Here is an 11623-nt window from a genome sequence, read left to right on the forward strand (position 1 = left end):
CGCGGCTGTGCGAGCGGGGCTCCGCGGCGCGCGTGCGGCCGTGAGGCCGGGCCGGGGCCCGGCCCGGCCGGTCAGGCCAGGTGCTTCTTGCGCAGCCAGTCCTGCGCGACGTCGTCCGGGTCGTCCTTGTCCTTGTCCACCTTGCGGTTGAGCTTCGTTATCTCCTCGGTGGTGAGGACGTTGCCGAGCGAGGCGAGCGCCTTGCGCACCTTCGCGTCGGCCTTGCGCGACGCGACGAGCGGCACGATGTGCTGGGCCGGGACCAGGTGCAGCGGGTCGGTGAGGACGACCCAGCCGTTCTCGGCGATGTCGACGTCCGTGGTGAAGATGTTGGCGACGTCGACGTCGCCCTTCTTGAGCGCGCCCTTGACCAGCGGACCGGAGGAGTCGAGCGCCTTGAACTCCTTGAACTCGACGCCGTAGCTGTCCTTCAGGCCGACGACGCCGACGACCCGCTTCTGCATCTCGGCCGCGGCGCCGAAGACCAGCTTGCCGTTGGCCTTCTTCAGGTCCGCGAGGGACTTGAGGCCGTACTTGTCGGCCGTCTCCTTGGTCACGCAGAAGGCGTCGCTGTCCTCGGCCGAGGCGTACGGCAGGACTTCGAGCCCGCCGGGCATCAGGGTCGTCAGCGTGTTCTGCATCGCGCCGGCCTCGGTGTCCTTGGCCTTCTCGTCCAGGTAGAGCAGCAGGCTGCCCTGGTACTCGGGGATCAGGTCGATGTCGCCGGCCTTGAGCGCGGGGATGACGATCTCGCGGGAGCCGAGGTTGGGGCGGACGTTCGCCTTGACCCCGGCGGCCTTGAGGACGCCCGCGTAGAGGTAGCCGACGATCTGGTTCTCGGTGTAGTTGGCCGTGCCGATGGTGAGGCCGCCCGCGCTCGACCCACCGCCCGAGCCGCCCGAGCCGCCGGAGCCGTCGAGCGAGGTGACCCCGCTGCTGCAGGCGGCGACGGCGGGGACGGAGGCCGCGGCGAACAGGCCGCCGAGCAGAGTCCTACGGTTCATGGTTCTGGGCTCCTCAGTGGGCGGTCAGTGCGCGTCGGCGGTGCGGCGGTGGCGGAAGAGGAAACGCTGGAGTGCGGCGAGGGCGAGGTCCAGCACGACGGCGACCACGGCGACGAGCACCGCTCCGCCGAGGACCTGCACGAGGTCGCGCTGGGCGAGTCCGTCGAAGACGTACCGGCCGAGCCCGCCGAAGCTGACGTACGCGGCGATGGTGGCCGTGGACACGACCTGGATGAGGGAGAGCCGCAGGCCCGTCATGATCAGCGGCAGGGCGAGCGGCAACTCCACCTGGAACAGCACCTGGTGGCCGCGCATGCCCTGGCCGCGGGCGGCGTCCTTCACCTCCGGGTCGACGGCGGCCATGCCCGCGTACGTGTTGGTGACGATGGCCGGCACGGCGAGGACGACGAGGGCGACGTACACCGCCCACAGGGAGAGCCCGGCCACGAGGAAGACGAGGACGACCAGGCCCACGGTCGGCAGGGCGCGGCCGAAGGAGGCGAGGTTGATCGCGACGAACGCGCCGCGCCCGGTGTGGCCGATGAGCAGGCCCAGCGGGAGCGCGATGGCGGCCGCGATGAGGGTGGCGAGCAGCGAGTACTCGAGGTGTTCGGCGAGCCGGTGCGCGATGCCGCCGGTGCCGCCCCACTGGTCGCCGCTGACCAGCCAGGACCCGAGGTTCTTGAAGAGTTCGTACATGGCGGCTCAGGCCCTCCGGGTCCGGGTCCACGGCGTGAGCAGCCGCTGGACGACGACGAGTACCGCGTCCGCGACGAGCGCGAGCAGCAGCGTGAGGACGACGCCGACGACGACCGGGGTCGGGAAGTTGCGCTGGAACCCGTCGGTGAAGAGCTGGCCGAGGCCGCCGTCGCCGATGTACGTCGCCACGGAGACGAGGGAGATGGACATCACGGTGGCGATCCGCACGCCCGCCATGATCACGGGCAGGGCGAGCGGCAGCTCGACGGTCAGCAGGGTGCGCAGCGGCCGCGTGCCCATGGCCTTCGCGGCTTCCTTGGTCCTGTGCGGTACGGAGTCGAGTCCTTCGACGGTGTTCCGCAGCAGGACGACGAGGCTGTAGATGGTCAGGCCGATGACGGTGGTGGTGCGGGTGAGGCCGGAGACCGGCAGCAGCAGGACGAAGACGGCGATGGACGGGATGGTGAACAGGACGTTCGACAGTCCGAGGAGGAAGCCGCGCAGCGGCCGGACCCGGTGGGCCAGGACCGCCAGCGGCAGGGATATGACCAGGCCGAGCAGGACGGCGCTGAAGGCGGCCTGGAGGTGGGAGAGGGTGAGGGTGGTGAGGTCGGACCCGTGCGAGCCGATCCAGTCCCATTCGATGGTCACGCGGAATCACGTTCCTTCGGGTCGGCCGATTCCTGCGCGGGCACGGCGGAGCCCGGGGTCGGCGTGCCCGTCAGGGCGCGGGCGTGCGCGGCCCCGGACCTCTCGTGGATGTCGTCCCTCGACGTGACCCCGCTCAGCACGCCCTGCGCGTCCACCCGGACGGCGAGCCCGGCGGGCGAGGCGACCGACTCGTTCAGCGCCGAGAGCAGCGAATCCGTGTCGCGCAGGGGCCGCACGGGGGCCGAGGCCTCGCTGTCCCGGTCCTGCCAGCGCAGCGGCCTGCGGGCGTCGTCCAGCACGAGCTCCCAGCGGCCGCCCTGCGGCACGGGTCCTTGCGGTACGTCGGCGAGCGCGGTCAGCGACAGCAGCTTCAGGCCCCGCTCGGCGCCGAGGAAGTCGGCCACGAAGTCGTTCACCGGGCGGGCGAGGAGTTCGGCCGGGGTGTCGCACTGGACGAGGTGGCCGCCCTCGCGGAACACGGCGATGCGGTCGCCGAGCCGCACCGCTTCGTCGATGTCGTGCGTGACGAAGACGATGGTCTTGTTGAGCTCCTTCTGGAGCCGGACGAGTTCGTCCTGGAGCTGGGCGCGCACCACCGGGTCCACGGCGCCGAACGGCTCGTCCATCAGCAGCACCGGCGGGTCGGCCGCCAGCGCCCGGGCCACGCCGACGCGCTGCTGCTGCCCGCCGGAGAGCTGGTGCGGGTAGCGCTTGCCCATCTCGGCCGAGAGCCCCACGCGCTCCAGGAGCTCACCGGCGGTGGCCCGGGCCTTCTTGCGGCCCCAGCCGAGCAGCAGCGGCACGGTGGCTATGTTGTCGAGGACGGTGCGGTGCGGGAACAGGCCCGACTGCTGGATGACGTATCCGATGGAGCGCCGCAGCTCGGCGGCGTCCTGTTCGAGGACGTCGCGGCCGCCGACCCGGATGGTGCCCGAGGTCGGGTCGACCATGCGGTTGATCATGCGCAGGCTGGTCGTCTTGCCGCAGCCGGAAGATCCGACGAAAACGGTCACGCCCCCTTCGGGCATGTCGATGGTGAGGTCGTGCACCGCCGTCGTGCCGTTCGGGAATCGCTTGTGGACCGCTTCGAACTGGATCATGGAGCGCCTCTGGAGTCCTCTTGCCCGGCCTGCATATCGTCATGCAGAGTTCTGTGTGCGTGAATAGCTTGTCAATGCCCCCGCGTAAATCACTGGTAAATCCCGACGGGCTGCCCGGAATGTGAGACGCGCCCGCCCCCTTGGGGGCGATGGATAACGGTTCGAGGAGGATCGGCACGTGTTGTCCCAGACGGTGAGCGCTTCGAGCGCCACGCCCCCAGTCGTCGTACTCGACGGCCACGGCCTCCCGGTCGCCGACGTGGTCCGCCTCGCCGAGGCGAGTGCCCACCCGGTACCCGGCAACGACGCCATGAAGCGCGTCGAGGAGTCCTGGAACGCGGCCCGCGAGATCGCCGCGTGGGGCCGCGTCTACGGCCGCTCCACGGGCGTCGGCGCGAACCGCAGCGAGGACGTGCCCACCGAGGCCGCCGCCGACCACGGCCTGCGCCTGCTGCGCAGCCACGCGGGCGCGATCGGGGACGAGCTGCCCGAGCGCGAGGTGCGGGCCATGCTGACGGTCCGCGCCAACCAGATCCTGGCGGGCGGCGCGGGCCTGCGCCCCACCGTCGTCACGGCCCTGTGCGAGGCGCTGGCCAACGGCTCCCACCCGGCGGTCAACGAGCACGGCTCGGTCGGCACCGGCGACATCGCGCCGCTGGCCCAGATGGGCCTGGCCCTCGCGGGCGAACACCCCTGGCGCGGCAAGGGCACGCCGCCGGCCGCCCAGCCCCTCGACAACAACGACGCGCTGGCGCTGATCTCCTCCAACGCCCTCACCCTCGGCCAGTCCGCGCTCGCCCTGCACGAACTGCGCACCCTCCTCGCGGCCACCCAGCTCGTCGCGGCCCTCAGCCTGCTGGCGGTCGACGGCTCCTACGAGGCCTACGCCCTCCCGGTCCACGAGGCCCGCCACCACAAGGGCTCCTACGACGTCGCGGCCCGGATGCGCGAGATCTTCGGCGCCCCCGACCGCCCCACCCCGCCGCTCGGCCGCATCCAGGACCCGTACGGCTTCCGCTGCGTCCCCCAGATCCACGGCCCCGCGCAGGACGCGGCGGACGCGCTGGAGGACGTCCTCACGGTCGAGATCAACGCGGCCGCCGAGAACCCGCTGATCTGTGCCGAGGACATGGCGGCGTACCACCACGGCGGCTTCTACATGGCTCAACTGGCCCTCACCCTCGACCACTTCAGGCTCGCCGTCACCCAGGTCGCCCGCCTGTCGACGTCCCGCCTGTCCACCCTGAACGAACCCGCGTACACCCGCCTGCGCCCCTTCCTCGCGGACGGCGAACCCGGGGCGTCCGGCGTGATGATCCTGGAGTACGCGGCCGGCGGCGCCCTCGCCGACCTGCGCGCCTTCTCCGCCCCCGCCTCCCTCGGCCATGCCGTCCTGTCCCGTGGTGTCGAGGAGCAGGCCAGCTTCGCGTCGCTGGCCGCCCGTCAGACGCTGCGCGCCTGCGCCGCGTACCGCCAGGTCGTGGGCTGCGAACTGGTCGCCGCCGTCCGGGCGTTGCGGCTGCGCGACCACCGCCCCGACCCGACGCTGCCGGTGGGCCGCGCCTTCGAACTGGCCGACGCGGAGCTGGAGTCGGACCTCGCCGACCGCCCGCTCACCGCGGACGTGGAGCGGGCGGCGGCGCTGCTGGAGCGCTTCGTGGAGTGACGGACCGGCGCCCGGTTCCTCAGAGCTTGCCGAACAGCAGACCACGCCAGCCCCAGCCCGCCCCGAGCGCGGCGTCGCGCAGGGGCCGGCGCAGGTCGGAGGCGTCGAAGCGGAAGTCCTCGGTGGCCTGCAGGCGGCCGCTCGCACCGCGCTCGATGGTCCACCGGCGGGTCACGGTGCGGTCCGGGCCGCGCGCGTACTCGATCGACATCTGCCGCCGCGCGGGATTGCCCACCCATTCGAGCTCCCACTGCTCCTCGATCGCGCGCACCTCGCGGTTCTCCTGGTCCAGGCGCATCCGGATCCGCACCGCGTGCGTCACCTGGGTCCGGGAGAAGAAGGTCTGCCAGGCAGGCTCCGCGATCCGCCACTGGGCCACCAGGTCGGCGCCGTCGCCGTCACCGTGCTGGATGACGTACGGGACGTCGTCCGCGTTGAGAGCGAGCAGAGCGGCCCGCACCTCACCGGCCGGGACCGGTGCGACTCCGCTTCCGGGGCGCCGGGTACCGGTCAGCTTGTCGAAGAGTCCCATGACCTCAACCTATGAGGACGCGGTCAGCAGGCACAAGAAGCCTCCACCGGGGCCGGGACGCCTCGCGGGTGTCCACACGGACCGGCCGGCTCGGCGTGCGAGAGGTGCGGCCGCCGCCTCCCGCACCCCCGAACCCCTGGCGTCCGCCCGCCCGGCTGAATAGGATCATGCACATCAATGCCCCCCTGAATGGACCGTCGGGGAGAACGGGGAGACATGAACGACCGCACGGACAGCGGTGCGCACGGTCAGGGCCCGGCCGCGCGACTCCAGCACCTCTTCGAGGGACACCGCCTCACGCCCACCCAGCGCCGCATCGCGCACTGCATGGTGCGCCGCGCCGCGGACGTCCCGTTCCTGTCCTCGGTGGAGCTGGCCGAGCTCGCCGGGGTCAGCCAGCCCTCGGTGACCCGGTTCGCGGTCGCCCTCGGCTTCGACGGCTATCCGGCGCTGCGCAAGCACCTGCGCGAGGTGGCCCCCACCGAACCGGCCTCGGCCGCCAAGGCCAACGAGTACCAGCAGGCCGTGGAGGCCGAGATCGCCAACCTCCGCCACCTCGCGGCCCTGCTCGCCGACCCGGCACCGATCGAGCGCGCGGGCCGCCTGCTCGCCGCCTCCCGCCCGCTCCTCGTCCTCGGACTGCGCGCGGCGGCCTCCCAGGCGTACGGATTCTCCTACTTCGCGGCGAAGGTCCACCCCGACGTGCGTCTGCTCGACGAGGGCGGCACGATGCTGGCCGACCGGATCGACGCGGCGGTGCGCGCCGGGGCCACGGCCCTGCTCTGCTTCGCGCTGCCCCGGCACCCGCGCGAGGTCGTCGACACGCTCGCCTACGCCAAGGCGGCGGGGCTGACCGTGGTGACCGTCGCCGACTCGGCGTTCGCGCCCGTCGCGGGTCACTCGGACCTGCTGCTGCCCGCGGCGGTCGGCACGGGCCTCGCCTTCGATACGGCGTGCGCGCCGATGCTGCTCGGGCGGGTGCTCCTGGAGGCGATGTGCGACGGGCTGCCCGATGCGCAGGCGCGGCTCGAGGAGTTCGACGTACGGGCGGCGGAGCGCGGCCTGTTCGTGGAGTGAGCGTCCTCGACCGAACAGAGTTGCGCGGGGACCGCCGCACCCCCTGTGACGGGGGGCGGGACGACGGCGGTCCCCGCGAGGGACGTGCACCGGGTCAGGGCCGGGTGACACGTCCTGGGCGTCCGTGGAGGTCCGGGAGCCGCTCCGGAGTTTCCTTGACGCCGCTCTGTCGTCGGCCGGGACGGGGAGCCGCTCCCGTCCCTTCCGACATCCACCAATGTGCCGGAGCTGTGTTAAGCCGGTGCTGCGCGCACGTGACGCGCTCGTACCGTTTTCGCGAACCTACTTAGCGACCGGCCGGCCGGCGCCCTTGGCGAGAAACGCCAGCAGGTCCTGACGGCTCACCACACCCGTCGGCTTGCCCTCGACCAGCACGATCGCCGCGTCGGCCGACCCGAGCACGCTCATCAGGTCCGCCACCGGTTCACCGGAGCCGACCTGCGGCAGCGGCGCCGACATGTGCTTCTCCAGCGGGTCGCCGAGGGAGGCCCGCTGGGCGAACAGGGCGTCGAGCAGCTCCCGTTCCACGACCGAGCCGATGACCTCCGCGGCCATCACGTCCGGGTGCCCGGCGCCCGGCTTCACGATCGGCATCTGCGAGACGCCGTACTCGCGCAGCACCTCGATGGCCTGACCGACCGTCTCCTCCGGGTGCATGTGGACGAGTTCGGGCAGCGCGCCGCCGTCCTTGTCCTTGAGCACGTCGCTGACGCGGGCGCTGGTCCCGGAGTCCTCCAGGAACCCGTAGTCGGCCATCCACTCGTCGTTGAAGATCTTGCTGAGGTAGCCGCGCCCGCTGTCCGGCAGCAGGACGACCACCACGTCGTCGGGACCGAGCCGCTCGGCCACCCGCAGCGCCGCCACGACCGCCATGCCGCAGGACCCGCCGACGAGCAGCCCCTCCTCCTTGGCCAGGCGCCGCGTCATCTGGAAGGAGTCCTTGTCGGAGACGGCGACGATCTCGTCGGCCACCTCGCGGTCGTACGCGGACGGCCAGAAGTCCTCACCGACGCCCTCGACGAGGTACGGCCGCCCGGAGCCGCCCGAGTACACGGACCCCTCGGGGTCGGCGCCGATGACCTGGACCCGCCCGGCGCTCGCGTCCTTGAGGTAGCGGCCGGTCCCCGAGATGGTGCCGCCGGTGCCCACGCCCGCCACGAAGTGCGTGATCGCGCCGTCGGTCTGCTCCCACAGCTCGGGGCCGGTCGAGTGGTAGTGGGAGAGGGGATTGTGGGGGTTGCTGTACTGGTCCGGCTTCCAGGCGCCCGGGGTCTCCCGGACCAGCCGGTCGGACACGTTGTAGTACGAGTCCGGGTGCTCGGGGTCCACGGCGGTCGGGCAGACGACGACCTCGGCGCCGTACGCGCGCAGCACGTTGATCTTGTCGGTGGACACCTTGTCGGGGCACACGAAGATGCACTTGTACCCCTTCTGCTGCGCCACGATGGCCAGCCCCACCCCGGTGTTGCCGCTGGTCGGCTCGACGATCGTGCCGCCGGGCTTCAGCTCCCCGCTCTGCTCGGCCGCCTCGATCATGCGCAGCGCGATGCGGTCCTTCACGGAGCCGCCGGGGTTGAAGTACTCGACCTTGGCCAGGACGGTCGCCCGGAGGCCTTCGGTCACCTTGTTGAGCCTCAGCAGCGGGGTGTTGCCGACGAGGCTGATCATCGAGTCGTGGATCTGCACGTTGTCTCCGGGTCTCCGGGTCTGTGACGGGGGTTGCGGTCAGCGTAAGGCGCGCACCAGCCCTTCATCTCCCATTGCGATTGACCGACGGTGATTACGGGGCAAGGACTTCATGGAGCCGTAGGAGAGTCGCGTACGGAGGTGGCCGCGGAACATGTCGAGCAGGGCGAGGGTGGCACGACGGATCGCCGCAGGGGCGGCGTACGGCGGCGGCGGGATCGGGCTGCTGGGCGCGGCCGCGATCGGAGTGGTCCTGGCCGAGGTGCAGTTCGCACGCCGCCAGGTGGGCAATCACGGCCCCGATCCGGTCCGGGTCCCCTCGGCGGACGGCCATTACGGCAGGGCGTACGCCGATACGGGCGCGGAGCCGGTGCGGTTCGCCATACTCGGTGACTCCACGGCCGCGGGACAGGGCGTGCACCGGGCGCGGCAGACGCCGGGGGCCATCCTCGCCTCGGGCCTCGCGGCGGTCGCGGAACGGGCGGTGCAGCTGCGCAACGTGGCGCTGCCCGGGGCCATGTCCGACGACCTCGACCGCCAGGTGGCGCTGATCCTCGCCGACCCGGACTGGCGGCCGGACGTCTGCGTGATCATGATCGGCGCGAACGACGTCACGCACCGCATCCCCGCCACGAAGTCCGTGCGCCACCTCTCGGCCGCGGTGCGGCGGCTGCGGACCGCCGGGGCGGAAGTGGTGGTCGGCACCTGCCCGGACCTCGGCTCGGTCGAGCCGGTGCAGCAGCCGCTGCGCTGGCTGGCCCGGCGCGCCTCGCGCCAGCTCGCCGCGGCGCAGACCATCGGCACGGTGGAGCAGGGCGGCCGGACGGTGTCCCTGGGCGACCTGCTCGGCCCCGAGTTCGCGGCGAACCCGCGCGAGCTGTTCGGCCCGGACAACTACCACCCCTCCGCGGAGGGCTACCAGACGGCCGCGATGGCCCTGCTGCCCACGCTGTGCGCCGCGCTGGGCGTCTGGCCCGACGAGGAGCGCCCCGACGTCTCCCGCTCCGAGGGCTTCCTGCCCGTCGCCCGCGCGGCCGCCAAGGCGGTCGAGGAGGGCGGCACGGAGGTCACGGCAGCGATGCCGACGGGCCCGCGGGGCCCATGGGCCCTGCTGAAGCGCCGCCGTCGCCGCCGCGTCCCCACCCAGGACCCCACCCACTTCACCCCCTCCGAAGCCTGACCCAACAACCCACCCCCGCCGACACCCCAATCCAGCCCTCCGACGCTTCGACCCAGCCCCTCCGACGCCTCGATCCAGCCCCGCCGACGCCCCAATCCAGCCCCTCCGGCGCTTGAGGAGCGGGGTCCGGGGCAGAGCCCCGAGACCCGCGCGCAGCCGCCGGGTGCCGATCCGCCAACCACCCGCCACACCAGCGCACCGCCCACCGCCCCACAGGCGCACCGCCCCACCGGCCCACAGGCCCGACCCCATAACCAGCCCAACCGGCGGAGCCCTGAGCAAGCGCTTAGAAAAATGCGTCACGGGTCACACCACCTGACCGGTGACCCGCGCCATACGTACGGGTAACTTCCCAAGCGGTCCTGCCTTCCGCCAGAACTCCTGGAGCCGTGATGCCCGAAGCCGTAATCGTCTCAGCCGCCCGCTCCCCCATCGGCCGCGCCTTCAAGGGCTCCCTGAAGGACCTGCGCCCGGACGACCTGACCGCCACGATCATCCAGACCGCCCTCGCCAAGGTCCCGGAACTCGACCCGCGCGACATCGACGACCTGATGCTCGGCTGCGGCCTGCCCGGCGGCGAGCAGGGCCACAACCTCGGCCGCATCGTGGCCGTGCAGATGGGCATGGACCACCTCCCGGGCTGCACCGTCACCCGCTACTGCTCCAGCTCGCTGCAGACGACGCGCATGGCCCTGCACGCCATCAAGGCGGGCGAGGGCGACGTCTTCATCTCGGCCGGCGTGGAGATGGTGTCCCGCTTCGCCAAGGGCAACTCCGACTCGCTCCCCGACACCCACAACCCCCTCTTCGCCGAGGCAGAGGCCCGCACCGCGGCCGTCGCCCAGCAGGAGGGCACGACCTGGCACGACCCGCGCGAGGACGGCCTCGTGCCGGACGCGTACATCGCGATGGGCCAGACCGCCGAGAACCTGGCCCGGGTCAAGGGCATCACCCGCGAGGACATGGACGCCTTCGGCGTCCGCTCGCAGAACCGCGCCGAGGAAGCCCTCAAGAACGGCTTCTGGGAGCGTGAGATCACCCCGGTGACCACCCCCGACGGCACGGTCGTGTCGAAGGACGACGGCCCGCGCGCGGGCGTCACCCTGGAGGGCGTCGCGGGCCTCAAGCCCGTCTTCCGCCCCGACGGCCTGGTCACGGCCGGCAACTGCTGCCCGCTCAACGACGGTGCCGCCGCCCTCGTGATCATGTCCGACACGAAGGCCCGCGAGCTCGGCCTGACCCCGCTCGCCCGCGTCGTCTCCACCGGCGTCTCCGGCCTGTCCCCCGAGATCATGGGCCTCGGTCCGGTCGAGGCGTCCAAGCGCGCCCTGAAGCTGGCCGGCCTGTCCGTCTCCGACATCGACCTGTTCGAGATCAACGAGGCGTTCGCCGCCCAGGTCATCCCGTCCGCCCGCGAGCTCGGCATCGACGAGGACAAGCTGAACGTGAACGGTGGCGCCATCGCCGTCGGCCACCCCTTCGGCATGACCGGCGCCCGCATCACCGGCACGCTGATCAACAGCCTCCAGTTCCACGACAAGCAGTTCGGCCTGGAGACGATGTGCGTCGGCGGCGGCCAGGGCATGGCGATGGTCATCGAGCGCCTCAGCTGACCCGAACTGGCGCGAACTGAGCGCTATCCGTCTACCGAATCGTGATCCGATCTCCCCCAGGATGTGATGTACATCTCGGGGGAATGGGATTTTCGCAGGTCAGCACCGTACCCAGGCCATATGGGGCCTAAACGCCCGGCCAAAAGACCTGTCCAATTCGTGACGTAATGCACTGACAGCTGGTTCGTCCAGGCTTCAAGCTGATGTAGGAAGTCGGGGGTCGACTTGAAACCGGGAGTACGTCAGTGAGCGCCATGCCCGTCGCAATGAGTGTCCTGCTGCTCGCCACGGCCGCTGCCACGGCCGTCGGCGCCGCCACCCTGCACCACGTCCGGGGCCTGCGCCGCCAGGTCTCGGACCTGCGCGAGGAGGTGGCCCGTGGCCGCGCCACGGGCGCGCACCCCGGCGTCCCCGC

The 11623-nt window shown here is 71.9% G+C and carries 10 protein-coding genes; 4 read left to right on the plus strand and 6 right to left on the minus strand.

The annotated features are described in order from the left end of the window. Positions 1–71 precede the first annotated feature (71 nt). The 4 genes from G3I40_RS14725 to G3I40_RS14740 are packed head-to-tail and all read right to left on the minus strand — an operon-like array spanning position 72 to position 3454. Complete coding sequence (locus G3I40_RS14725; RefSeq protein WP_164302624.1) at positions 72–1004, minus strand: ABC transporter substrate-binding protein; 933 nt, start codon at positions 1002–1004, stop codon at positions 72–74. 24 nt (positions 1005–1028) lie between these two features. Further along, the gene (locus G3I40_RS14730) at positions 1029–1703 is read right to left on the minus strand and encodes an ABC transporter permease subunit (RefSeq protein WP_164302625.1); all 675 of its coding nucleotides are present in this window, start codon (positions 1701–1703) and stop codon (positions 1029–1031) included. Positions 1704–1709: 6 nt separating this feature from the next. After that, the gene (locus G3I40_RS14735; protein WP_164302626.1) at positions 1710–2354 is read right to left on the minus strand and encodes an ABC transporter permease; all 645 of its coding nucleotides are present in this window, start codon (positions 2352–2354) and stop codon (positions 1710–1712) included. Beyond that, complete coding sequence (locus G3I40_RS14740; protein WP_164302627.1) at positions 2351–3454, minus strand: ABC transporter ATP-binding protein; 1104 nt, start codon at positions 3452–3454, stop codon at positions 2351–2353. Before G3I40_RS14740 ends, G3I40_RS14735 begins: the two co-directional genes overlap by 4 nt. Positions 3455–3632: 178 nt before the next feature. On the opposite strand from G3I40_RS14740, the gene G3I40_RS14745 reads away from it, so the two are divergent. Then, a complete protein-coding gene (locus tag G3I40_RS14745) occupies positions 3633–5120 on the plus strand; it encodes an aromatic amino acid ammonia-lyase (RefSeq protein ID WP_164302628.1) in 1488 nt (495 codons plus the stop codon). A gap of 19 nt (positions 5121–5139) precedes the next feature. Here G3I40_RS14745 and G3I40_RS14750 read toward each other — a convergent pair whose 3' ends face one another. Continuing rightward, a complete protein-coding gene (locus tag G3I40_RS14750; RefSeq protein WP_164302629.1) occupies positions 5140–5652 on the minus strand; it encodes a hypothetical protein in 513 nt (170 codons plus the stop codon). A 216-nt stretch (positions 5653–5868) separates the two neighbouring features. Between G3I40_RS14750 and G3I40_RS14755 the strand changes: the two genes are divergently transcribed. Beyond that, positions 5869–6729, plus strand: a complete 861-nt coding sequence (locus tag G3I40_RS14755; protein ID WP_164302630.1) for a MurR/RpiR family transcriptional regulator — start codon at positions 5869–5871, stop codon at positions 6727–6729. A 282-nt stretch (positions 6730–7011) separates the two neighbouring features. Here G3I40_RS14755 and G3I40_RS14760 read toward each other — a convergent pair whose 3' ends face one another. Further along, complete coding sequence (locus tag G3I40_RS14760; protein ID WP_164302631.1) at positions 7012–8415, minus strand: cystathionine beta-synthase; 1404 nt, start codon at positions 8413–8415, stop codon at positions 7012–7014. Between the two features lie 154 nt (positions 8416–8569). On the opposite strand from G3I40_RS14760, the gene G3I40_RS14765 reads away from it, so the two are divergent. After that, complete coding sequence (locus G3I40_RS14765) at positions 8570–9595, plus strand: SGNH/GDSL hydrolase family protein (protein ID WP_203644075.1); 1026 nt, start codon at positions 8570–8572, stop codon at positions 9593–9595. A 392-nt stretch (positions 9596–9987) separates the two neighbouring features. Next, positions 9988–11208 carry an acetyl-CoA C-acetyltransferase gene (locus G3I40_RS14770; protein ID WP_164302632.1) on the plus strand — a complete coding sequence of 407 codons (1221 nt, stop codon included), beginning with the start codon at positions 9988–9990 and terminating at the stop codon, positions 11206–11208. Positions 11209–11623: the final 415 nt, after the last annotated feature.

Source organism: Streptomyces sp. SID14478, from assembly GCF_010548525.1.
Taxonomy (GTDB): Bacteria; Actinomycetota; Actinomycetes; order Streptomycetales; family Streptomycetaceae; genus Streptomyces.